The organism is Mycoplasmopsis bovigenitalium, from assembly GCF_002356075.1.
Classification (GTDB): Bacteria; Bacillota_I; Bacilli_A; order Mycoplasmatales; family Metamycoplasmataceae; genus Mycoplasmopsis; species Mycoplasmopsis bovigenitalium_A.
In genome coordinates this window covers 629736-655064 of record NZ_AP017902.1, presented here as the reverse complement: position 1 = coordinate 655064, position 25329 = coordinate 629736, and the positions used below count along the sequence as shown (strand labels likewise).

Sequence of the window (25329 nt, the reverse complement as noted above, 5' to 3'; positions counted from 1 at the left end):
ATATGTCGAAAATTATTGATATTTATGCAAGAGAAATATTGGATTCAAGAGGCAATCCAACAATAGCTGTTCAAGTTGTAACTGAATTAGATGCAATTGGTGTTGCAATGGTTCCTTCTGGAGCTTCAACTGGTACTAGAGAGGCTTGTGAATTAAGAGACAAGGAATTTCCTGAATTCGCAGATAACTGATTTGGTGGCAAAGGTGTTATGAAAGCCGTTACAAATGTTAACGAAATTATTGCGCCTGAAATTATAGGTTTCGAAGTTAGCGACCAAAGAGGCATTGACTTAAGAATGATTGAATTAGATGGCACAAAAAACAAAACAAAATTGGGTGCTAATGCAATTCTTGGTGTTTCACTAGCTGTTGCTCGTGCTGCCGCAAATGAATGTGGTTTACCACTATACAAATACATCGGTGGAACAAACGCAAGAACATTGCCAGTGCCAATGTTAAATGTCATGAATGGTGGTGCTCACTCTTCAAACACTGTTGATATGCAAGAATTTATGATTATGCCGGTTGGTGCCAAATCATTTAGAGAAGCATTGCAAATGGCTAATAAGGTATTCCACAACTTAGGTAAACTTCTTAAAAAAGAACACGGAACAACTGTTGGTGATGAAGGTGGATATGCCCCAAACCTAAAATCACATGAAGAAGTCCTAGATTACATGGTTCAAGCAATTAAAGCTGCTGGACTTGTTCCTGCAACTTCAGGGGATAAAGCTGTTGCTATTGCAATGGACCCTGCCTCAAGTGAATTTTATGATGAAAAATCAAAAAAATATGTGTTCAAAAAATTAAAACAAGCTATTGAAGAAAAACGTCCTGGTTTTGAACACCTAAAAGATGTTAAACTTGAATACACAACCGAAGAAATGGTTGATTATTATGAAAAACTAGTTAACAAATACCCTATCATTTCAATTGAAGATGGTTTAGCTGAAAGCGACTGAGATGGCTTTAAATTAATGAAAAAACGTTTAGGTGATAGACTACAAATCGTTGGTGATGACTTAACAGTTACAAACCAAGAAATTTTAAGAGAAGCTATCAAAAAAGATGTTATGAACTCAATTCTTATTAAATTAAACCAAATTGGTTCATTAACCGAAACATTAGATACAATGGAATTAGCTCATAAAGCTGGATTTACCTGCGTTGTATCACACCGTTCAGGCGAAACAGAAGACACAACAATAGCTGATCTTGCAGTTGCTTTGAATACTGGACAAATTAAAACAGGTTCACTATCTAGAACTGACCGTATTGCAAAATACAATAGACTACTTGAAATTGAAGATGAATTAGGCGAAACTTCAAAATTTGATGGTGATAAAACATATTTCAATTTAAAAAGACACGTTTAAACCTCGTTTATAACTTTAAATAAATTACGTATAGACCTTAATTTAGTCTGTACGTTTTTTATACAAAAAAAGAAGCCTAGGCTTCTTTGTTGTCATCATTTGCCCGAGTTTCCCAGTTTCAAATAATAAAAATAACGAATAAGCCTTATTTATAGTGCTTTTCGTTATTTTTATGCTATTTTTTAATTACAATTTTTTTAATAAGATCATATTCGCTTCAAATATCTTTTATTGTTTTCGAATCTTCTCTTTGTCTTTTAATGATTTCTTTTGTTTTTGAGTTGATATCAACTCTTTCTCTTAGTTTGGATAATATATTAATAAGTTTTTGTTCAGATAAATGGTCAATTACACCATAATCCTCATAAAACTTGTTTATCTTATAAGTAATAAGTTTTAATAAAACAAGTGATATAAAACATAATATTGAGTGTGCTATTATGTGTTCGTCTAGTCTCACATAAACCGGTCTAATTTGTAAAAAACTTTTTAATGCTCTAAAATTTGTTTCAATTTTTCATTGGTTCGCGTACTTTTCAATGATTTTTTCAGCAGAAATATTTGAAATATTTGTTTCATAAACATAGATACCATCAAATTCAGAATCTTTTGTGACTTTTTCAAAGTCTAATTCAAATTTAAACTTAGATATTTGTTTAAAGAATTTGCATTTTTTTGTACCCAACATTTTTGTTGAATCAACATAACCGCTTTTGTCTTGTTTTTTACGGAAATTATCAATCAAAATTCCGCGATCTTCTCTATCTTTTTTTGCTCTTGTTTTTGAATAAGTTACAATTCTTCTTCTTAATTTACCATTAAATCTTGTATTTTTTCAATTAAATTCATATTCTGTTTCTTTGTATCTAAATTCAGAATCTCCAATGTATCCTTCGCGATCTAAAATCCAATTTTTAAAATTCTGACTACCAGATTTTGCTCTATATGAGATTATAAAATTGTGTCCTCTTTGTTCTAAAAAACGGATATTTGCATTTGTACTCATCCCTCTATCAGCAATAATTGTTATATTTTTTATGCCAAATTTAGTTTCAAGTTCTAATATAAATGGAATCATTGTTCTTGAATCCCCTGTATTTCCCTTGAAAACTTTCATGTAAATAGGAATACCATTTTTGTCGCACGCAAGACCAATCACAATCTGATCTTCTTTGAATTTGGCATCTTTAGAATACCCAGGAACCCTAAGTCCTTCGCGGCTAAAACTTTCAAAATACACTGTAGATGAATCAAAATAGATTTCATCTAATTTACTTTTTGTTTCCGATTCAACTAATTTATTTATTGAAAAAAGCAATTGGTCTTTGTTTTCGTGAACAATGTCTAAAAGTCTATAAAAGCTATTCTTAGAAGAAAAGATATTTGTTGAATATTCATCTGATTCATTAAATGAGTTGTATATACTTGTGGGATTAATAATTCTTTTCGCCACTAAGAAATTAAATATTTCATTCATATTTTTATGTCTTGTGGCTTTTAATTGTTTAAATATGTTGTGTTTTTCAATAAATTCACTTATTAATTCATTGCCAACGCAAATACTTGTATGTTGGATTTTTTCTTTTTCAATCGAGTGTAGAAGCGCATGTTTAACTTTATCTGGATTATCCTGTCTAGTGAAGTTTTTAAGTTTGTTTTTTATTATCTCGATTGCGTTTTCGTTAATTTCAAGTAGTTTTTCTACATTTCCTAAACTAAACCATCTTGTTGGATTTTTATTGAATCCGTTTGACCAGCCAACATATTTATATAAAACGCCCTTTTTATTTCCATGAACATTAAATAGCATCAAATCTTGTTTTTCCATATTCTTATTATATCATAAATGTAATTAAATGCAATTATAAAATTAAAAAATATGAAAAATTCCATACTATATATAGTATGGAGTGAAAAAAATAGTTAAATTAGATTAATTTATCGCTTAAAACTGGGAAACGCAGGAAAAAAAGAAGCCTAGGCTTCTTTGTTGTCATCATTTGAAACATTTATAGTTTCTGAATTTTCATTTGTAGAAATATCATTATTTTTCTTTTGCTCTTTGACGTATTCAATAATAATTTCAGTAATAAAGTAAATTATTAAGCCAACAGCACCAATCACAAGAAATACATCAGCAAAGTTAAATGTACCTAGTTCTCTGCCGCTTCATTTTTCAAGAAAAGCGGCAAAAACTATATCTTTAACGTTGCCTGAAAACATAAATCTATCAAGCATATTACCAACATCACCAGCAGCAATGCATGCGAATAAAATTACACTAATTTTTGAATCTACAAAAAACGGTACAAAGCATAAAGCTATAAAAATTAAAACACTAATAATTTGGATTAAAACAATTGTTAGCTTACTTTTATCAGGAATAATTGTAACACCGTGATGCGATACTGACCGAAAACCTAAAATGACTCCTTGATAAATTACTGTTGGATCACCTTCAAATTTTGATTCATCTTTTCATCTAAAAATGAATGTTTTTGTCAATTGGTCAATTAAAATAGCAATTAAACAAACACCAACAAATATTGCATAATTAATCAATATTTTGTTTTTATGATTTTTAAATCTGTCTCTAAATAATTGCACAAAACTTTGAAATTTTGTTTGTTGTTGATTATTCATTTATGTCTCCTAGTGAAGCAATAACCTCATTGCAAAGTCCACATAAATCGTCAACGATTTGTTGTTTAACAAAATGATTTCAACATCTTTGACATTTAACTGAATCGAATGTTTCAACTTTAAATTCATCACCAAATTCAACAAGTCCAACCATTAATAATTGTTTTAAATCAAGCGACATAATAAAGTCAGATTCGGGTTTAATTGTCAGTTTGACTTCATTACTACGTTTTATAACGCCTTCTTTTATTGCTTTTTCAATCGCTAAGTTAACTTTATCTCTCAAAATAAAGAATTCATTTCATTTTTCAATAACCGCATAATCAACTTCATTTTCTCTTTGAATTTTTTCCAAATGAACTGAAATTTGTTTATTTTTCTTATCAAAGAAATTATATGCGTCTTCAGATGTTGTCGGCATAATAGGTGCCAATATCGTAATTAGAAACTCTAAAATTTCATAATAGTTGGTAAGCGTCATTAATCTGTTTGCCGAATTTGACTGTTCTACATAAATAATGTCTTTTGTAAAGTTTAAATAGAAACTTGAAAGTTCAATAACATAATTACTAATTAGTTTAATACCATTCATAAATTTATATTCGTCAAATGATTTTAAAACTTCTTTACGAACATGCTCTAGATTGTTTTTTATGTATGAATGCACACCTTTTCTCGGATAATTAGCATCATATTCAAAACCATTTACATTGGCAAGCAAGAACTTGATTGTGTTTCTTATTTTTCTATATAAATCAGAATTTTGATTGATTATAGTATCTGAAATAGAAACATCATTTGTATATTCACTATTTGCAACTCATAAACGAAGAATGTCAGCACCATGTTTTTCAATAACTTTTAATGGGTCAACTGTGTTACCCTTTGATTTTGACATTTTTTCGCCTTTGCCGTCTAAAACAAAACCGTGTGAAATTAAATTTTTGTACGGAGAATTACCACTAAAAGCAACTGAATTAATCAATGATGAATTAAATCAACCGCGGTATTGGTCGCTACCTTCTAAATACAAATCAAATGGTGCTTTTATATTTTCAATATCAACTGCTATTGAAGTTGAACCAGAATCAAATCAAACATCCATTATGTCCATTTCTTTTGTAAAATGTTTATTTTGGTAATTTTTAGGAAGTAATTTGTCTGCTTCTCATTCTCATCAAATATCTGCTCCGTGCTCTTCAATTAATTCAATAACATGGTCAAAAATTTCTTTTTCAAAAACAGGATTTGATTCAGAATCATAGAAAATAATTATTGGCACACCTCATGTTCTTTGGCGAGATATTGTTCAATCATTATGATTTGTAATCATATTGCTTAAACGTTTTTTAGCTCATTCTGGATAGGCATTTATTGTATTAATTTGCTCTAAAATTTGTGTTTTGATTTTCTCAATTGAAATAAATCATTGAGGAGTTCCTCTAAAAATAATTGGTTTATGCGTTCTTCAATCGTGCGGATACGAGTGATTTATTTTAGAAGCGTTAATTAGATTTTTTGAGTTTGTTAAATCTTCAATAATTATATTATCGGCCTTTGAGTAGTATTGACCCACATATTGTAGACCTGATTGATTAATTTTACCGTCATCATCAATGTGCATAATTTTATTAAGTGAATATTTATTACCAATTAAAAAGTCATCTTCACCAAATAGTGGAGCTATATGAACTAAACCACTACCAGATTCTAATGTGACATGGTGCCCAAAAACAACTGGACAAATTTCTTTGTTTAGTGGGCTAACATATTTTGTGTCAACTAGGTCACTTGCATTTACGTTTGCAATGATTTCGAAATTTTCTCAACCGAATATGGTGCTTGTTTTTTCTACTAAGTCACTAGCAATAACATATTTAATATCATCTTTTTGGACAATTGAATATTTAAAAGACTCGCCAATGGCGACCCCTGAGTTTGCAATTAAAGTTCAAGGAGTTGTAGTTCAAATAACAAGTTTATCTCCTTTTGATAAAAATTCGCAAGGAGTGCTTTCGATATCAAAGCCAACAAAAATAGATGGGCTATCAATATCTTTATATTCAACTTCAGCCTCTGCCAAGGCAGATTGGGATGATGGTGATCAATAAACTGGTTTTAATCCCTTGTAAACCAACCCATCAAAAACCATTTTTTTAAATAATCTCAATTGTTGTGCAACAAATTTGGGGTCCAAGGTTACATAATACTTGCTAAAATCTGTTAAAAGTTGCATTTGTTTGAATTGATTCATTTGTTTTTCAACTTGACTTAAAGCATATTCTTTAGCTTTTTTTCTCAGCTCTAGAGGTGTTAACTCATTTTTGGTTAAGTGTGCATCCTGAAGCATTTTATGTTCAATTGGCAAACCATGTGTATCTCAACCAGGAATAAATGGAGCATAAAAACCGTTCATTGATTTATAACGAACAATAATATCTTTCAAAATTTTATTTAATGCATGGCCAATATGCAAGTTTCCATTTGCATATGGAGGGCCATCATGAAGAATAAAGCTTGGATTATTTTTATTGTTCTCCAATACTAATTGATAGATTTTGTTATCTAATCATCTTTGTCTGAACTCGGGTTCTTTGCTTACTAAATTAGCACGCATTTCAAACCCTGTGCTTGGCATATTTAATGTATCTTTGTAGTTTTTTGACATAATGCTCCTTAATATTTAATATTTATATTATATATAAAATTAATAATTTAATATTCATAATGTATAACAACAATTTTTGCGACTTTTTTTACCAATTCAATTGAAAAATGAATGAATTAGAAAATAAAAAAGCCGACAGGCGGCGATTTTCATCATATGGTGGCTCCGGCAGGAATCGAACCAGCGACACACGGAGCTTCAATCCGTTGCTCTACCTACTGAGCTACAGAGCCTAATGGCGGTCCAGACGGGAATTGAACCCGCGATCTCCTCCGTGACAGGGAGGCGTATTAAACCACTTTACCACTGGACCATTTGGTGGCGGAGGTTGGACTTGAACCAACGACCTCAGGGTTATGAGCCCTGCGAGATACCGAGCTTCTCCACTCCGCGATGTGAGTTTGTGTTAAGGTGCCTATAAAATAGGCGAATGGCGGGTGATGAGGGATTTGAACCCCCGCGGGCCGTGAAGCCCCTGCTAGTTTTCAAGACTAGTCCCTTCAGCCAGACTTGGGTAATCACCCGTGGTGGACCTAACTGGATTCGAACCGGTAACCGACCGGTTATGAGCCGGTTGCTCTAACCGTTGAGCTATAGGTCCATAACAGTTAGAATTTTCCATATAATGGTAGCGTCGAAGAGAGTCGAACTCTTGACCTTCCGGGTATGAACCGGACGCTCTAACCAACTGAGCTACAACGCCATAATGGTGGAGGATATGGGATTCGAACCCACCACCCCCTGCGTGCAAGGCAGGTGCTCTAGCCAAATGAGCTAATCCCCCAAAAATGGTGAAGAAGACAGGATTTGAACCTGCGACCACTTGGTCCCAAACCAAGCGCTCTACCAAGCTGAGCTACTTCTCCGCTTGTCTCTTTTTAACTAAAAAGCATAGTTATTATAACACATAAAAATAATTTCAAAATAAAAACAAATTTTTTTAAAATCAAATGCTGCTTAATAAATAACTAATAAATAATGCAATATAATATTAATAAATATTTGCGGAGAATAAAATGAAAAAACAATTTTTTTTAAATAAACAAGATTTTATTAATTTTGACAAAAATTTAATATTGAGTTTAGATGAATTTAGGTTAAAAACTGGATTATCCGATTTAAGCAATATAAACTTATTTACTATTTTTAGAATAATAAATCAAGAAAATAATGAATACTTTTTTGCAAAAATATCCAAAATTGACAAAAATGTTCAATTTAAAAAAATAATTCTGAGTTTAGATGATTTTGATACCTTCGTTTTTGATATGGACGGCACCTTATTAGATAATAATAAAAAAATAGTCGAAAAAAACCTTGTAGCATTAAAGAAACTAAGTGAAAAGGGCAAAAATATTTGCATTGCTACTGGAAGAGCAATGTTTATGCTTGATAAATATTTAAACCAAATTCCTTATAACTTACCATTTCTTTGTGCGAATGGTTCAATGGTTTATGATCATAAATCATTGAATTTGATTTCTGAATCAAAAATTGATAAAAATACTGCCTACAAAATAATGGATAAATGTCAAGAATTAAATTTAGGCTACTATGTATTTTTGCCAAGCGCTCTAATTGGCATGAATGTTGAAAACACTTCTGAGTATAAATTAAGAAGATATGATCAAACACTAAAACCAGGTCAATGAGGCCTAAATGTTGATAGAAGTTATTTTGATGATAAAACCATCTGCAAAATATTAATTAGTTTTGAGCCAGAAGAGCAACAACAAGATTTAGATAAATTAGCTGAATTTATCAAAAATTTCAATCAAATAATTGGCGTGCAAACCCAAAAAAATTTCTTTGATATAGGTGAACCTTGCTCAAAAGCTTCTGCTCTTGTTTTCATTTCAGATAAATATAATATTAATTTAGAAAAAACTGTAGCATTTGGTGATGCAAATAATGATGCTCCAACATTTGATGTTGTCGCCTTATCTTGTGCACCATCAAGCTCAATGCCTAATGCAATTAACAAAGCTACATTTGTTTCGAAACAAGATAATAATTCAGCTTGAATAAATGATTTTATTGAACAAAATTTTCAATAGCAAAAAAAACACAAATTTTCCTTATTTGTGTTTTTTTCAATTCATTTTGTAAAATTAAAATTTAATTATTTTTGAATCGCAAACTCAACCAATGTATCAATTAATACGCCCATTGGTTTACCTTTAATATCAGCTGTACCTGCAATGTCACAATGAATGAATGGAACATTGTTTGTAAATTCTTTTAAAAACATTGCTGCAGTATTATGGTCTGAAGTTTCGTCATTATTGTAATTATTTAAATCAGCAACTAAACTTGCTGTATTTGGCTCGTGAAAATCTTCATGAAGAGGCATTCTTCAAACTTTTTCATGTGCAATTTTTGCAGATTTATTAAATATGTTTCAATTTTCTTCGTCTGTTGAGTAAATTCCACTATATTCACTACCTAATGTTCTACTCATTGCACCCGTTAATGTGGCAATATCAACAAGAGTTGTTGCATTAAGTTTTGTCGCACCATAATATAGACCATCCGCCAACACTAAACGACCTTCAGCATCAGTATCAGTAACCTCAACACTAATTCCGGCCATTGATTCATACACATTTTCAGGTAGAGAAGCATCTCCATCTTGTCTATTATCAGTAATGCACATAATTGCTGCCACATTTTTTTTGACTTTTAATTCCGCTAAGGCTTTAACTGTGTATGCTGCAATTACAGAGCCAGACATATCATATTTCATACCTTCCATGTGATAACCTTTGGTATTCATACCACCAGTATCAAATGTTATACCTTTACCTACATAAACAATTTTGTCTTTTGACTCTTTATTCCCATTGTATTCGATAATAACAACCCGAGCAGGATGAGTTGATCCTTTGTTAACAGAAAGAAGCAATCCCATATTTAATTCTTCAATTTGTTTTTTATTTAAAATAGTTATTTCTAAATCGGGATTTACAGAAAAATCATTTCTTATATACTCAGCAAGCATTTTTGAATTACAATGATTTTCAGGCATTATTTGCAAGTTTCTGATTGAATTTTTATTCAAAGCAATAATCGCATATTTTTGAGCAAGCGTTGTAAATGAATCATTTGGAAGTAGAAAAGTGAATTGATTTTTATTTTTTACATCTTTCTTTTTATTAAATAAGTTTGCTCCGTAAAAAATAACACGAGAAATAAAAGCTTTTAGAACATCATCCATATTGACTTTTTGCGAAACAAAGCTTTCTAGATCGATTTGATAATCACGATTATTATTAACAATTTTGTTGTCAATTAATTTTACCAATTCAAAGTAATCTAATTCATTTTCGATAAAAATGTAAGCCTCATTTTTATCGATAAACTCAGTTATAAAACCGTCCTTTTGAGCTACATTTGGTATATTATTTTTGTAGCATGCTTTTAAAAGCATCTTGTCATCTCTTATTGTTGTGTAAAACTTAATCATTTGAACCTCCGTTTATTCAATTATAATTAAACTTTTTAATAATAAAGCTATCTTATTTATTATTTTTTCCTTTTTTAAGTTCAATAAAATTTTGTGTTTATTTAATAGTATGAAAATAGATAATAATAATTTCAAAACTATTGTAAAAGACTTTTTTAGATCTTTTTGCAGCATTGAATCTTTTAGCTTTATGCATTGAATTAACGAAAGAAAACAACAAATTAAATTGATATTAGTTTGAACGAAACTATTCTTTTTTCATGCGCTTGGATTATCAAACATAAAAAAGGAAAAAATGAATAATTGTACAATGAATGAGTTTGTTGCTAAAGTTATCAATGATGAGTGAACATTTGAATATATTTGGTCTAAATTAAATAAAAATCAAAAGATAAAATTTGTTAAGAAAATTCGTTGTATTGCTATATTTAACAGTTTTTTAAAAAATGAAAAAGCTGCAAAAAGTTTTGAGATTAAACAAGTAAATCAAACAAATAGTGTATATGGCAAATCAGAGTGTTTAATAAACATTGAAAACGACGGTCAATATATTCAAATTTTATGCAAAATTGGCAATAAATATGGTTTAGATATCAATACACATAGGTCAATATATTGAAATGATAAGAAAAATATAAGACATATTGTTGCAGTGCCAATCAGTATAAAATTATTCAAAAATTCAAGTCAAAATTTTACCAATTCATTGAAAATTGATTGAATTTTTAAAAATTGTAAAAGTAATTTAATAATTAAAAACGAGCCTTAGCTCGTTAATTATTAAGATAATTTTGCAAAATGAATTGTAGTTCTAACTAGTTGTGATACATATGACATTTCATTGTCATATCAAGCAAAAACTTTATAAATTCTTTGTCCATTTGCTTCTTGAATTTTTGTTAGAGTGGCATCAAAAATAGATCCAGCATGTGAGTTTATAATGTCTGATGAAACAATTTCGTCAGTATTATAAATAAATGATTCATTTGCAGCTTTTTTAAATGCAGCGTGTAATTCATCTAAAGTAGGTTGTTTTTCTAATTGAACTGTTAAATCAATGATTGAACCCGTGATTGTAGGAACACGAAGTGCTGAACCATCTAATTTTCCTGTTGCTTCAGGAACTACTAGACCAATTGCTCTTGCCGCTCCTGTTGAAGAAGGAACAATATTCATTGCTGCTGAACGCGCTCTTCTTAAATCTCCTTTACGGTGAGGCCCATCTTGAAGCATTTGGTCTCCTGTAAATGAGTGGATTGTTGTCATGTAACCATTGATTAATCCAAAGTTATCAACTAAAACTTTAACCACTGGTGCTAAACCATTAGTTGTACATGATGCCGCTGAAGCAATTTTGTCGTCTTTATTCAATTCTTGGTGGTTTACGTTGTAAACAACTGTTTTAACATCGCTACCTGCTGGCGCTGAAACAAGAACTTTTTTAGCACCTGCGATAATGTGTTTATTTGCTAAATCTTTTTTAGTGAAAAAGCCTGTACATTCAAGAACAACATCTATTTCTAGATCTTTTCAAGGCAAGTTTTCAGGATCTTTTTCTGCAAAAACTTTAATTTCTTTTCCGTCTACAACGATTGCATTTTCTTTTACTTGAACATCGTGTTTTAGAACGCCAAATGCTGTATCATATTTTAATAAGTGTGCAAGCATACGAGGGTCTGTTAAGTCGTTAATTGCAACTACTTCAACATCTTGATTTTTAGTTTCTAATAAGTGACGTAATGTTAAGCGGCCAATACGTCCAAAGCCGTTAATAGCTATTTTTTTCATTATATGCCTCCAAATGTCTTGTAATAATTTTACTTTTTTAATAAATAATATTTTTTTCAGCGTTAGAAAATATGAAAAAAGTTTGTAATTATTTCCATATTAGGCCTAAAAATCAAAAGAAAAACCCAAACGCAAATTGGGTTTTTCTAGTTTTATTTAATACCTTCTCATTTTCAATTTTTAACAATATCAATGTCAGTACCGTGTTCTCTAACATATGCTGTGTGGTATTCAAGTGTTTCATTCATTTTCTTAACAAATGAAGCAGATTTTGGACCATAAACAGCTTCTGCAGCAGTAATTGACATGTGGAATCTATCCATGTGTGAAAGTTGACGAATGTCAAATGAAGTTGTAATATCTCCATTTTCACGGTATCCATGAGGGTGTAGATTTTTGTTTGTTCTTGTAAAGAATATATCTCTTAATAAACCTTCGTATCCGTGGAATGCAAATACAACTGGTTTGTCTTTTGTAAATACTTTGTCAAATTCAGCATCACTTAGAGCACGTTTATCAATTTTTTGTGATCTTAGTTTTAGAATTTCAACAACGTTTACAAATCTAATTTTTAATTCTGGGTATTCTTTATTTAGAATTGAAATTGCAGCAAGAGCTTCAATTGTAGATTCTGTACCACATGCAGCAAAAACTAAATCAGGTTCTTGGTCAATTGAAACATTTGATGCTCAATCAATTACTTTATAACCTTTATCAGCAAGTTCTTGCGCTTCTTCAACTGTAAAGAATTGTTCTCTTGGTTGTTTTGATGCAACAATTAAGTTAATTACATCTCTTTCTTTAAATGCTTTTTCAGAGATAGCCAACAATGTGTTTGTATCAGCAGGCAAGTATTCTCTTACTATTTCAGGAGTTTTATCAGCTAAGTGACCTAACATACCTGGGTCTTGGTGTGTATAACCATTATGGTCTTGTTGGAATGCGTTTGATGTTGCAATCAAGTTTAATGATGGCAATGATTTTCTTCAGTCGTGTTCTTTTGATTTGTTAATTCATTTTAGGTGTTGAGTAACCATTGAGTCAACAACTCTTAAGAATGCTTCATATGATGCAAAAATACCGTGACGACCAGTTAATACATAACCTTCTAAGAAACCTTCAGCTTGGTGTTCTGAAAGTTGTGAGTCAATAATTCTACCAGCAGGAGAAACTGATTCATCTAACTCAGTTTCAATTGGATCTAGTCATTGACGATCGGTAACTTTTAGAACTTCAAATAGACGGTTTGACTTAGTTTCATCTGGTCCAAATACTCTAAAGTTATCTGGGTTTAATTTAATAATTTGAGCATAATATTTTGATAAATTTGCCATATCTTGCTCAATCGCTTGACCTGGTTTGTTAAATTTAACTGCAAAATCTGTTCATTTTGGTAAATTTAGTTCTTTTGGATTGATTCCACCGTTTGTAGCTGGATTCATAGCCATTCTTTGGTTGCCTTTTGGTGCAATATTAAATTCAGGTCTTAATTTAGCATCATCTGTAAATAGTTCCTGTGGTCTGTATGACTCTAGTCAATCGATTAGGTCTTGTAAATGTGTATCATCTGCAGCTTTTACAGGAATTGGAACTTGGTGAGCTCTAAAGCTACCTTCGATTTGATTTCCGCCAAATTTGCTTGGTCCAGTTCAACCTTTTGGTGATCTTAAAATAATCATTGGTCATTCTGGTCTAGTTTGTTTTGAAGCATCTAATTTGTTTGCTTCTGCTTTGATTGCTAAAATTTTTTCAATTGCATAATCTAATTTATCAGCCATTTCTTGATGATAATCAGCAGCTTTTAATACATTAACGATGATTGGTTCTCAACCAAGTCCTCTAAATAATGATTCAAGTTCAGCATCACTTCTTCTAGCAAAAATAGTTGGGTTAGAGATTTTTCCACCATTAACGTGAATAATTGGTAAAACAGCACCATCATTTTTAGGGTTAATGAATGTGTTAGACAATCATCCTGCCATAGATGGTCCTGTTTCAGCTTCGCCATCACCAACAACAGTAGCAGCAATTAAATCTGGATTATCTAGAATTGCACCAGTAGCGTGAGATAGTGAGTATCCTAATTCTCCACCTTCGTGCAATGAACCAGGCGCGCAAGGCGCAGCGTGTGATGCTGTACCGCCAGGGAATGAGAATGTTTTAAATAACTCCTTCATTCCTTTTTCATCTTGCCCTACTTTAGGGAATAATTCAGTATATGAACCATCAAGATATGAGTTAGCAATCATAACTTGTCCACCGTGACCTGGGCCTGAAATATAAAACATATTTAAGTCATATTTGTTGATTACCCTGTTTAGGTGTGCGTAAATAAAGTTTTGTCCAGGAATTGTGCCTCAGTGACCAATTGGATAAACTTTAACGTCTTCAATTTTTAAACCACCTTTCATAAGTGGGTTATTTTTTAAATACATTTGACCAACAGCAATATAGTTTGCAGCTCTTCATCAAGCATCAACTTTATTTAAATACTCTCTTGAGTCAAAATCAATGTTTTTGTTTTTCATTCTCACTCCTTTTCTTTTGTTATTTTCAACAAACTTATTATTAACTTTATTATTATAATAAATAAATTTATTTAAAAGATAACAATGTGTTTAATCTTAAAAAATAGTGGAATTAATTACTTATTTTAAAAATAGGAATAAATATTAAATTTTGTCCAGACAAATAAGCTTTTCATGTTAAATTTAATAATTAAAAATTACCAATTCAATAGAAAAAAACAAAAGAAAAGGTAAATTAAAAAAACAAACCGCAATGGTTTGTTAGTTTGATTTTTATTTAAATGTGTGTTTTACGCCAACTAGACTTAAAACATCATTGTGTACTTTACAAAATCCTTCAGATGCTTTGTTGAATCTTTCTCATTCAGCGTCTGTTAGAGACATTTTTTCTTTTAAGTATTCGTATCCGTTTTCGCCAACAATTACAGGGATTGAGAAGTAAATTCCAGGGTGTTTGAATGTTTCAGGTAATTTAACACCAATAGTCATAATTCTTCTTTTGTTTTCTAGAACTGCACTTGTAATTTCGAACAATGAAGTTCCAATTCCAAATTGAGTATTTCCTTTACGTGAGAATATTTCAAAAGCTTCTTTTTTACTGTCTTCGTATAATTTTTCTTTAAGTTCTTCTGTAAAATGAGGTAAATCTTTGATAAATGTATCACCAACTTTTGCAGTTGATCAAACAGCCATTGCTGAAGCACCGTGTTCAGCAATCATGTTTACTGAAACTGAATCTGCATCAATGTCAAAGTGGTATGAAACTAGTTTTCTTAAACGCGCTGAGTCAAGAACTGTTCCAGCTGAAATAACTTTTTCTGCAGGAAGTCCTGAAGCATAGTGGAATACAGCAGCCATAACATCACAAGGGTTAGCAGCAACAATAACAACACCTTTGAATCCTGATTTTTTCAATTTTGAACCAAAATCATTCATCAATTTAGCGTTAGCTTCAGCTAATGCTAAACGGTCTGAGAAGTCTTTGTTTGCAGGAATTGATGCACAAACTACAACGATATCTGCATCTTTTCCATCTTCCTCAAGTGTACCAGGTCTAAATTTAGATCCGTTTCTAGGCATGATTGAAACCATGTCTGAGAAGTCTTTAGCATGCGCAATAGCAATATCTTCATTTTTGTCAACTAGAATTCATTCAACTTCTAGCCCTCTACAAACAGCAATATTTATGTAGGTAAAACCAACATTACCTAAACCAACAACAATAATTTTTTTCATTTTATCCTTTCTCAATAAAAATATAAATTATTAAATTCATAGCCTTAATAAGCTTATTAATATTATAAGTTTTTTAATTAAAAGGCGTCACTTTTTATGAAATAAATTTACTTTTATATACAAAATATGAAATCGTTTCCGTTTTTAATATATTATTCTATTTTTATTACTAAAAGTGAAGTTAAAAATTACATTTTTATAAAAATAAACAAAAATTCCCTATTAAAAAAGTCAATGAAAAAGCACCAAATATTAGGTGCTTAAGGATATTTTTACTTTCTAAAATCGATAACTGCTCTACCGATGAAATCACCTTTTTCAAGTTTTTCAAAAATTTCTGCAACTTCGTCAAGTTTTACAATTCTTGTAACTTCTGATTTTACCAGTCCTCTTGCAGCATAATCTAGTGCTTCTTTAAGATCTTTACGTGTTCCGACGATTGAACCGGCTAATTCACGTTCTAGTAATACTGTTCAGAAAACTGAAACTGGGAATTCATCTTTACCTAGTTTGTCTTTAGCAGGTAAACCAACTAACACTTGGCGACCGCCACGACGTAACATTTCCATCCCTTGGATGGCTGCAGCAGTTGCAACAGAAGTATTAACGACACCGTGTACGCCGCCTTCAGTTGCTTTAATAACTTCAGCAACGGCATCTACTTTTTTACTGTTAAATGCAAATTCTGCACCTGATTTAATAGCTAAATCACATTTTTCGTCAGTTAAATCAATTCCAATTGGGCGATATCCCATTGCTTTTGCATATTGGATTGCTAGTTGTCCTAAACCACCAACACCAATTACAGCAACAAAGTCTCCAGGTTTTAATTTTGCTTGTTTTACAGCTTTATATGTTGTAACACCTGCACAAACTACTGGTGCACCTGTTACTATATCAAGAGTTTTAGGAACGATGCCAACAAAATCTTCGTGGCCAATTGCATATTCTGCAAATGAACCATCTTTTGTATATGCAGACATATTTTGGTTTGGACACAATGTTTCTTTACCACTTAAACAGAATTCACAGTGCCCACAGGCATCGTGAAGTCAAGCTAGACAAACTCTATCTCCAACTTTTAAGTGTGTACAACCTGGTCCAAGTTTTTCAACAATACCAATTCCTTCATGACCTGGAATTAATGGATATTTTGGTTCTACTAATCAATCGTAATTAGCAGCGTGTAGGTCAGTGTGGCAAATGCCACTTGTTTCCATTTTAATTAGAACCTCTTTTTCTTTTGGTTCTGGAATATCAACTGTTTCAACACTTCAAGTACGTGGTGAACGTACTACAAAAGCTTTCATTTTAGCCATAAAGCTATCCTTCTTTCATATCTTATAATGTTTTATTTTTTAACGTATGATAACAATTATTCATTATCAACTTAATCATACTCTTTTTTCAGAAATGCAAAGAAAATCCCCCAATTAGTTTCCTAATTAGTCTATTTTTCAGTTAATATCAAAAAAACACCAATAATAATGGTGCTTTAGTGAAAATTTATTTTTTAAATTTTGCTCTAACTTGTTCAGCAACTTTTTTAAGACGTCTTACTCTATCTTTTTCATAAAATAACTTGATTGTATCAATGTATTTTTCAATAGAAATATCAATAACTTCACCCCATTCTTTGGTAAGGTCCATTGCATTTTTACCTACAACTTTTAATCTGTGTTTGTTTTGGAAGATCTCTATTATCTTATCAGCCATTTGTTTTTCATGTTGTGTTGTGACATAGCCGTTTTCGCCATCGATAATACCCTCGGAAGATGGAGAATTTTTAATAACTAAACTAGCAATCCCTTGTGATGCTGCCTCATGAACAACCAAACCGAATGTATCTAAAATGGATGGAGATATCAATAAATCATGTGATAAATATAAACCCTTTAATAAATCTTCATCATTGACTCATCCAGTGAAATTAATATGATTATAAATTTCTAATTCTTTGGCATATTCAATGATTTCGTCAAAATTTCAATCACCACCCACCATAGTTAAAGAATAATTTTTATCTACTGTCAATAATGTTTTAAAAGAATCTAAAAGCAGTTTAATATTTTTTTCTCATATAAACTTAGATATAAAAAGTAAATTGTGTTTTGTGGTGTCTATATTAAATTTAGTGATAGCTTTTTTAGCTAAATCACTCGAGTTTTCAGTGTATTTAAATTTTGTTCCATCGCCAACAACTGATTGCATAATGCTATCAGAAAAATTATTAAGTTTCATTGATGAATTTGAAACATAGAATATATGGTCAATTTGTCTAGTGAATTGATTCATTAAAAAGCCGCTTAAAGTCCCAAAAAGATCACTGTTAGTTGCTAATATTACACTCTGTTTAAAATTTTTATGCATTGTAAAAACAATGGGAATATTGTATCTATTTTTCAATGAAACAGCAATTTTACCAGCAACAAATGGAGAATGCGCATGAATAATATCCGGGTCAAAATCATCAATTAACTGTTGTTCTTCGTTAATTATAGGAAACTTAAAAACTTCATATGAGCCCCACTTCATTCTCGAGGTTTTCAATCTAATTATTTTGCCTTTGTATTTTTCATCGATTGATAAGTCTGCTGATTTATATCTTGGAGCCAATATTCGATAATCAACATTTTTTTGCTCGAATTGTTCAGCATAATTTTCAATTACTCTTGCAACACCATCAATATAGGGAAGAAAACTATCAGCAATTATAAGCACTCTTAAGGGTCTTGATTTTAAAGAAATTAATTCGGGTTTATATCTTCTAATGTTCATTTTTACCTACTTTTTTATTATTAAAATTATACATTATTGAGTTGAGCAAAATATTTATTAGAAAATTACATTTATGAATGATTTTCAATTGAATTGGTAAATTAAAAAATAGCTCGAAGCTATTTAATAACATTAATTATAAAGTTTCCTGCAAAAACATCTATTTGATATTTTTCTTGATTATTAATTTCGCCATTTATTATTTTATATGCCAACACACTTTCAACTTTGTTTTGAATAAATCTTTTAATAGGGCGAGCGCCAAATTGACTATCATAGGCTGATTTTGCGATAAAATCAATTAATTTTTCACTATATTCTAAGTTAATATCTTTTGTTAATTTAACTCTTTTAATTAATTTTTGCATTTCAAGATCAACAATTTCTTTAATAACTGATTCACTTAAAGAATTGAATTTAACAACTTCATCAATTCTGTTTAGAAATTCTGGACTCATAAATTTTAATAGTTCTGCTTTTAATTCGGGAGCGTTCATTTCAATTTGTTTTTTTAGAATTTCATCGGAAGCTATATTTGAGGTCATAATTATAATTAAATTACGACAGTTTATATTTCTCCCTTTAGAGTCAGTTATTGAACCATTATCTAAAATTTGAAGCAAAATATTTAAGACTTCCTTATGGGCTTTTTCAATTTCATCAAGTAAAAGAATAGTATATGGATTTTTTCTTATTTGTTCTGTTAATGAATTGTTTTGGTCAAAACCAATATACCCTGGAGGAGCACCAATTATTTTTGAAACTGAGTGTTTTTCCATGTACTCAGACATATCAATTCTAATCATTTGTTTTTCTGAATCAAATAAAGCATAAGCTAATGCTTTTGAAAGTTCAGTTTTACCAACACCTGTAGGCCCCGTAAATAGAAAACTTGCTAGCGGTCTATTCGGATCATTAATATTTGCTTTGGCTCTTAATACAGCTTGACAAACTAAATTAATTGCATTATCTTGACCTTTAATTTTACTTTTCAACTCATTTTCTAGGTTCAAAAGTTTATTTTTGTCAGTTTCAAGCAACTTGGTAACCGGTATTTTTGTTCATTTAGAAACTATTGAGGCAATTTCTTCGCTAGTTACCGTGTCTTTAATTAAAGAACTGCTATTTTGCAAAATTTGCTGTTCCATTTGTGCAATTTCTTTTTCTAAATTTGGTATTTCAATATATAAAACTCTTGAAGCCTTTTCGTAGTCAGCTTCTTTTTGATAAATTGTTAAAGCATGCTTTAAATTTTCTAGTCTAGACTTAGCATTTGAAACTTGTTCAAGACGCTCTTTTTCTAAATCTCATTTATTTTTTAAGTCTTTTATTATTTCATTTTCATCATTAATTAATTTATCTAATTCAATTAATCTTTCTTTATTTTTACCTTTTGATTCATTACTTGAACTCAATGCAATTTTTTCCATTTCAAGCATAGCTAATTTTTGCTGAGATTTTTCAAGTTCTTCAGGTTTGAAATTAATTTCTGTTTTGATTGTTGAAGCAGCTTCATCAATCAAATCGATTGCTTTATCTGGCAAAAATCTATCAGAAATATAGCGAGATGATAATTTTGCTGCTGAAACTAAGGCTTCATCAAGAATTTTAACATTATGAAAATTCTCAAATCTCTCCTTAATTCCCCTTAATATTGCGATTGTGCCTTCAGTTGTTGGTTCTAAAACATCGATTTTTTGCATTCTTCTCTCTAAAGCTGCGTCTTTTTCAATATATTTTCTATATTCATCGAATGTTGTAGCACCAATTAAATGCAATTTTCCGCGAGCCATCAATGGTTTAAAAATGTTTGCTGCGTCCATAGCGCCATCTTGATTTTTACCTGTTCCAATTAGCATGTGTATTTCATCAATGAATAAAATAATATCACCATTACTTTCTTCAATTTTTTTCAATACAGATTTCAATCTTTGCTCAAATTGGCCTTGATATGATGCGCCAGCTATTAATGATGCTAAATCTAATTCAAAAACATCCTTACCTTTTAAATTTTCGGGAACCTGACCTTCAACAATTTTTCTAGCAAGGCCTTCAACTATAGCAGTTTTTCCAACACCCGGTTCACCTACTAAAACTGGATTATTTTTGTTTTTCTACTTAAAATACGAATCATTCGGCGAATTTCATCATCTCGATTTATTACCGGATCTAATTCATTTCTTGTTGCTAAATCAGTTAGATTTCTGCCATACTTTTTCAATACATCATCTTCGTCTTTTGGTTTTGTATTATTCAAATTACCAAATAAATCATCTAAATTAAAGTCCATATCCCTCCTTATTTATTTATATTTTAGCACTCTTATTGTTAGACTGCTAAAATTTAATTATTTTTTTGTGATTTTATAAATTGTTGAATCAACTGAATAATATGACTTGTTAAAATAATTTATTATTTGATTATTCAATAAAGAGCTATTGAAAAATATCTACAAAATAATTAATTAAAATATGAATAAAATTCCTAATTTATTCCTTAAATAATTGAATTCCACAATAACTTATTTGATTTGCAATTGAAAAAATATAATTAAAAACTCAACTATTTTATTGTTTTATTTATAAGATACTAATGTAGAATTTTTAAATATGAGACCAAGATTCGATAAAACCGCAGAGCAAAAAATAAAAAATTCAGATTATTTTATTAATGAAACTAACTATCCAATTAAACTTAACAACAAATCAATAGTAGAACTAGGAATGGGAAAGGGCGAAATGATAGTTGAATTAGCCCTTAAAAATCCAAATATTATGTTTTATGGATTTGAAAAATATCCAACAGTAGCTGCAAAAGCGCTTGCAAAAGCAGAAGAATATAATTTAAAAAATTTTAAAATAATATTAGATGACGCAAGCAACCTAGAAAATATTTTTATAGGTACTTTAAATACACTTTGACTGACATTTAGTGACCCGTGACCTAAAGCAAGACATTTTAAACGTAGACTTACATATAAAACATTCTTAGATAAGTACGCAAAAATTATGAATGAAAATTCAATATTAAAATTAAAAACCGATAATGATAATTTCTTTGAGTTTTCATTGGAACAATTTAACGAAAACAATTGAAATATTATTGAATTTGGTCAAGATTTGCATAATTCAAAATTTGCATCTGATAATGTCATGACTGGTTATGAAAAGAAGTGAAGTTCATTAGGTAAAAACATAAATTATTTACACGCAAAATTACCAAGCAAGCAATAATGCTTGTTTTTTAAATAAAAAAATAAGCCTAAGCTTATTCGATTTCATCATCCTCTTCATCTTCGTGAATGTCTTCAATGTCGGAATTATCGCCAAACATTTCAGCTTTGATGTTTTTCAATAATAATTCAGTATTTTTTGAATCACTTTTATCTTTTTTAACGAAATTAAACTTAGAGTTTGAAAGAATTTCTTCATTTTTATCATCATTGTACAAAATGGTGGGAATTATGATTGGTCTACGACGTTTTTTGTTATAGAAAAAGTTTTCTAATCTATCAATAATTAGTTGTTTTAGCTCCATTACATTGAAATTTTCAGTATTTTTTACATAATAAAGCGCAGCACCATGTGCAATTCGTTTTGCTTCATTCACTAAACTTAATGAAGTTTTAACATAAAATGCGCCACGAGAGATTAAAGAAGGTCTACCAATTATATTTTTGTTTTTTCTATCAACAGTTATAGCAATATTAGCAAATCCACTTTCTCCTAAATTTTGACGTTCTTTAATTACAGAAGAGTTTAAATTCAATATGCTGTGACCATCAATATAAATTGGTCCATAATCAATTTTTTCATTAGTTTCAAATACTTTTTGATTGATTATGTGATAAACCCTACCCTTTTCAGGGATAAATATATTTTCAGGTTTAACGCCACTTTTAATAGCACTTTGACTATGCGCAATACACATTCTATATTCACCATGATATGGAATAAAGTATTTTGGTTTAGTTAACTGAAAAATCTTGTAGTGTTCATGTTTATAAGCATGACCTGAAGTATGCAGATAGCCATCAACACCGTTTTCTTTAATGTCGGCGCCAAGTTTTGCAAGTCTATTAATTAGTAGCTCAATTACCATATGATTGCCTGGAATTGGACTTGATGAGAAAATAATTAAGTCTCCCTTTTTAATTTTAACAGTTGGGTGTTTTCCGTGAGACATTCTCGCAAGAGCTGCAAGTTGCTCACCCTGCGAACCAGTTGTCAAAATCACCAATTCATTGTCAGGAATATTTGCTACTTGTTTTTTGTCAACTAAAACTTTACTATCAACATTAATGTAACCTAATTTACGTCCGATTTTTACACCATTTACCATTGAGCGACCAAATGTTGCGACTTTTTTGCCTAATTTTGATGCCAATTCAATAATTGCTTTAACTCTAATTAAGTTCGAAGCAAAGGCAGTTATTATTATTTTGCGTTCAGCTTGTCTCATGTATTTTTCAATGTCTTTTAAAATATCATTTTCAGATGGTGAATGAAGTGGCCGCATTGCATTGGTTGAATCTGATAATAAAACAGTTAAACCTTCTTTACCAATTTGATCCAATCTGGCGAAATCTGTGTAGCTTTCGCCAATTGGATTATAATCAAATCTAAAGTCACCAGTACACATTACTGAACCATTAGGAGTATTCACGCGCACACCAAATGCATCTGGAATTGAGTGTTGTGCAGTTCAAAAATCAACTGAACATTTGCCAAATTTATGAACAGCAGACTTTTCAATTTCAATAAATTGAATTCCTGAAGGTACTTTGTGTTCCTCAAATTTCAGCTTTAAATATTGAATTGCAATTCGTGGTGCAAATATCTTTTTAATTGGCACTTGTTTTACTAAATATACAACTCCACCAATATGATCTTCATGGCCGTGAGTAATAAATAAACCTTTAATTTTTTTATGATTTTCAGCTAAATATGAATAATCTGGAATAATTCCTTTAATCCCGGTCGAAGCAGTATCAGCAAATTTAATTCCAGCATCGATAATAAAAATATTATCACCATATTCAACAAAAAGTGATGACTTTCCAATCTCTTGAACACCACCAATAGCAACTAATTTTGTTGGCTTCATATCCCTCCAAATTTAAATTATTATTAAGAAATTTCATGAATAATTTACTTATGTTTAGTAATTTTATACCATAAAAATTTATAAAACATCAATAAAATAAAAAAATGGCCGGTAGTAAGGGATTTGAACCCTTGAGCCGCTTGCGCGACTATTTGTTTTCGAGACAAACCTCTTCAGCCACTCGAGCAACTACCGGTAATTTTACAAATTCAATTGAAAATATATTGATATTAGTCAAAAAACTAATTTTCAAAATCCTTGTTATGAACTAATTATAAATAATAATTAATTTTTATGGTAAAATTATCTCATAAATATTTTTGGAGGTGCTATGAATACTGATAATAATTATGGCATTGTTGCAGGTATTCAAGCCAATAGTGGGTCAATTTTATTTTCAATTGGTTCATTTCCTATCAGAACTTATTCAATAACTTTAATGATGGGTTTTTTGGCAGCGATATTCACAATAGCTTTTTTCTGACACAGAGAAAAATATAAGTTTGAAATTCTATATACCTTGATTTTTTTAATTGTGCCTTCAACAATTGTTGGTGCTCGTTTATGAGATTTAGTTGAGGTTGCATTGCATGACCCAAGTTTTGATTGAAGGTCATGGTGAAAAATATGAGAGGGTGGTTTAAGTATCCAAGGTGGTGTTATTTTGGGTACAATTGTTGGTGTTATTTATGTATATCATAAGCGCCATGAAATCGACTTCCGCAAAGCGGTTGACATTATAATTCCAACAATTTTAATTGGTCAAGTAATTGGTCGTTGAGGAAACTATGCAAACCACGAATTGTATGGAAAAGTTGACTGAGATGGTTCTTCTGTATTAATTTTTGGTAAAACATTTGCTCAAAACATGTTTATAAGCGACTCAATTAGTGCAGAATTAAATCAACCTGGATTATTTAGATATCCATTATTCTTATATGAGTCACTAGCAAACTTAGTAGGTTATTTAATTTTAGTTTGAATAATTAATTTATTTGGTCTACTAAAACCTGGTATGAATGGTTCTCTATACTTTATTTGATATGGGCTTGTTCGTTTAGCACTAGAACCATTACGCCAAAATGCCTATGAAATGTATACAATTGCATCATTAGTCTTCATTGCAATTGGCGCAATTGGCTTGATATACTTTGGATTTTTCAACCCAGTTCATTACACAAAAATCAAATTGAAATATAGATACATATATAAATATTCTCATCCACAAAAATATTTAGATCACATTAACCGAACAAGATTTTTTGATATTAAAAAACCTTTATATAGCGAACTTAGGGGTTAATAAATAAAAATTAATTAAAAAATATTTTTATAATATAATAAACTTACATTTTTATAAATAATTATTTATCAAATTGAAAGGAGTAAAGATGGCAAGAGTAGATCAATTAACCGGTAAACGCGCGCAAACTGGTAACAGACGTTCACACGCTATGAACGCTACAAAAAGAAAATTTAACCTTAATTTACAAAAAGTAACTATTAATGTTAATGGTAAAAAAACCACTCTAAGAGTTACAGCAAAAACTGCAAAAACACTTAGAAGAAGCGCAATTGCTTAATTAAAAATCCTTTAATAGGCTTCAAAAAGTCTATTTTTTTATTATTTTTAGAAATATTTGTCCCCGCAAAATGGAACATTTCCACAAAATCTAATAGTCAAATTAGTGCTTAAATTGAGTTTTTTAGCAAAAATACCTGTAAAATTCCAAAAAAGGC

Annotated in this window: 16 protein-coding genes, 9 tRNA genes and 1 pseudogene; 6 read left to right on the top strand and 20 right to left on the bottom strand. The window is 30.4% G+C overall.

The genetic code is table 4. From position 1 onward, the window contains the following. Nucleotides 1–2 precede the first annotated feature (2 nt). Nucleotides 3–1376, top strand: coding sequence for a phosphopyruvate hydratase (eno, locus tag MBVG596_RS02865; RefSeq protein ID WP_004421476.1), 1374 nt, complete (start codon nt 3–5; stop codon nt 1374–1376). A gap of 175 nt (nt 1377–1551) precedes the next feature. On the opposite strand, the gene MBVG596_RS02860 is transcribed toward eno, so the two are convergent. The 11 genes from MBVG596_RS02860 to MBVG596_RS02810 all read right to left on the bottom strand — a co-directional run bounded on the left by MBVG596_RS02860 (nt 1552) and on the right by MBVG596_RS02810 (nt 7553). Beyond that, nucleotides 1552–3204, bottom strand: coding sequence for an IS1634 family transposase (locus MBVG596_RS02860; RefSeq protein WP_096386962.1), 1653 nt, complete (start codon nt 3202–3204; stop codon nt 1552–1554). A gap of 149 nt (nt 3205–3353) precedes the next feature. Then, the gene (locus MBVG596_RS02855) at nt 3354–4019 is read right to left on the bottom strand and encodes a signal peptidase II (RefSeq protein ID WP_004421474.1); all 666 of its coding nucleotides are present in this window, start codon (nt 4017–4019) and stop codon (nt 3354–3356) included. Next, entirely contained in the window at nt 4012–6687 is a 2676-nt protein-coding gene (gene ileS / locus MBVG596_RS02850; protein WP_096386959.1) for an isoleucine--tRNA ligase, read from the bottom strand. The genes MBVG596_RS02855 and ileS overlap by 8 nt, the downstream gene beginning before the upstream one ends. Before the next feature lie 157 nt (nt 6688–6844). Beyond that, a tRNA-Phe gene (locus MBVG596_RS02845) sits at nt 6845–6920 on the bottom strand. A 3-nt stretch (nt 6921–6923) separates the two neighbouring features. Continuing rightward, nucleotides 6924–7000, bottom strand: a tRNA-Asp gene (locus MBVG596_RS02840). Between the two features lie 3 nt (nt 7001–7003). After that, nucleotides 7004–7080 (bottom strand) — tRNA-Met (locus MBVG596_RS02835). A gap of 38 nt (nt 7081–7118) precedes the next feature. Then, nucleotides 7119–7211, bottom strand: a tRNA-Ser gene (locus MBVG596_RS02830). Nucleotide 7212: 1 nt separating this feature from the next. Next, nucleotides 7213–7288, bottom strand: a tRNA-Ile gene (locus MBVG596_RS02825). Nucleotides 7289–7313: 25 nt separating this feature from the next. Next, nucleotides 7314–7390, bottom strand: a tRNA-Met gene (locus MBVG596_RS02820). A 4-nt stretch (nt 7391–7394) separates the two neighbouring features. Then, a tRNA-Ala gene (locus tag MBVG596_RS02815) sits at nt 7395–7471 on the bottom strand. 5 nt (nt 7472–7476) lie between these two features. After that, nucleotides 7477–7553 (bottom strand) — tRNA-Pro (locus tag MBVG596_RS02810). A gap of 150 nt (nt 7554–7703) precedes the next feature. Between MBVG596_RS02810 and MBVG596_RS02805 the strand changes: the two genes are divergently transcribed. After that, a complete protein-coding gene (locus MBVG596_RS02805) occupies nt 7704–8744 on the top strand; it encodes an HAD family hydrolase (protein ID WP_096386956.1) in 1041 nt (346 codons plus the stop codon). Between the two features lie 65 nt (nt 8745–8809). Here the strand turns inward: MBVG596_RS02805 and MBVG596_RS02800 are convergent, their stop codons facing one another. Then, a complete protein-coding gene (locus tag MBVG596_RS02800; protein ID WP_096386953.1) occupies nt 8810–10153 on the bottom strand; it encodes a M17 family metallopeptidase in 1344 nt (447 codons plus the stop codon). 109 nt (nt 10154–10262) lie between these two features. Here MBVG596_RS02800 and MBVG596_RS02795 point away from each other — a divergent pair, with 109 nt between their 5' ends. After that, nucleotides 10263–10922, top strand: a complete 660-nt coding sequence (locus tag MBVG596_RS02795; RefSeq protein WP_096386950.1) for a hypothetical protein — start codon at nt 10263–10265, stop codon at nt 10920–10922. Nucleotides 10923–10933: 11 nt separating this feature from the next. Here MBVG596_RS02795 and gap read toward each other — a convergent pair whose 3' ends face one another. From gap to MBVG596_RS02765, 6 genes and pseudogenes are all read right to left on the bottom strand, one after another. Further along, nucleotides 10934–11941 carry a type I glyceraldehyde-3-phosphate dehydrogenase gene (gap, locus tag MBVG596_RS02790; protein ID WP_096386947.1) on the bottom strand — a complete coding sequence of 336 codons (1008 nt, stop codon included), beginning with the start codon at nt 11939–11941 and terminating at the stop codon, nt 10934–10936. Between the two features lie 152 nt (nt 11942–12093). Then, nucleotides 12094–14469, bottom strand: a complete 2376-nt coding sequence (locus MBVG596_RS02785; protein ID WP_096386944.1) for a phosphoketolase family protein — start codon at nt 14467–14469, stop codon at nt 12094–12096. Nucleotides 14470–14742: 273 nt separating this feature from the next. Continuing rightward, nucleotides 14743–15705 carry a lactate/malate family dehydrogenase gene (locus MBVG596_RS02780; protein WP_096386940.1) on the bottom strand — a complete coding sequence of 321 codons (963 nt, stop codon included), beginning with the start codon at nt 15703–15705 and terminating at the stop codon, nt 14743–14745. Between the two features lie 272 nt (nt 15706–15977). Further along, nucleotides 15978–17015 carry a zinc-dependent alcohol dehydrogenase gene (locus MBVG596_RS02775; RefSeq protein ID WP_004421456.1) on the bottom strand — a complete coding sequence of 346 codons (1038 nt, stop codon included), beginning with the start codon at nt 17013–17015 and terminating at the stop codon, nt 15978–15980. A 196-nt stretch (nt 17016–17211) separates the two neighbouring features. Next, nucleotides 17212–18483 (bottom strand): glycosyltransferase, encoded by a 1272-nt coding sequence (locus MBVG596_RS02770; RefSeq protein ID WP_096386938.1) that lies wholly within the window; start codon nt 18481–18483, stop codon nt 17212–17214. A 119-nt stretch (nt 18484–18602) separates the two neighbouring features. After that, nucleotides 18603–20773 (bottom strand): annotated as a pseudogene (locus tag MBVG596_RS02765) (ATP-dependent Clp protease ATP-binding subunit). Nucleotides 20774–21092: 319 nt separating this feature from the next. Between MBVG596_RS02765 and trmB the strand changes: the two are divergent. Continuing rightward, a complete protein-coding gene (gene trmB / locus MBVG596_RS02760) occupies nt 21093–21716 on the top strand; it encodes a tRNA (guanosine(46)-N7)-methyltransferase TrmB (RefSeq protein ID WP_096386935.1) in 624 nt (207 codons plus the stop codon). Nucleotides 21717–21750: 34 nt separating this feature from the next. On the opposite strand, the gene MBVG596_RS02755 is transcribed toward trmB, so the two are convergent. Both MBVG596_RS02755 and MBVG596_RS02750 read right to left on the bottom strand, forming a co-directional pair. After that, nucleotides 21751–23589, bottom strand: a complete 1839-nt coding sequence (locus tag MBVG596_RS02755; protein WP_096386933.1) for a ribonuclease J — start codon at nt 23587–23589, stop codon at nt 21751–21753. Between the two features lie 105 nt (nt 23590–23694). Next, nucleotides 23695–23784, bottom strand: a tRNA-Ser gene (locus MBVG596_RS02750). A 136-nt stretch (nt 23785–23920) separates the two neighbouring features. Between MBVG596_RS02750 and lgt the strand changes: the two genes are divergently transcribed. Together lgt and rpmB are read left to right on the top strand one after the other, a co-directional pair. Next, nucleotides 23921–24892 (top strand): prolipoprotein diacylglyceryl transferase, encoded by a 972-nt coding sequence (gene lgt / locus MBVG596_RS02745; protein ID WP_096386930.1) that lies wholly within the window; start codon nt 23921–23923, stop codon nt 24890–24892. Between the two features lie 88 nt (nt 24893–24980). Further along, nucleotides 24981–25172, top strand: a complete 192-nt coding sequence (gene rpmB, locus MBVG596_RS02740) for a 50S ribosomal protein L28 (RefSeq protein WP_004421448.1) — start codon at nt 24981–24983, stop codon at nt 25170–25172. Nucleotides 25173–25329: the final 157 nt, after the last annotated feature.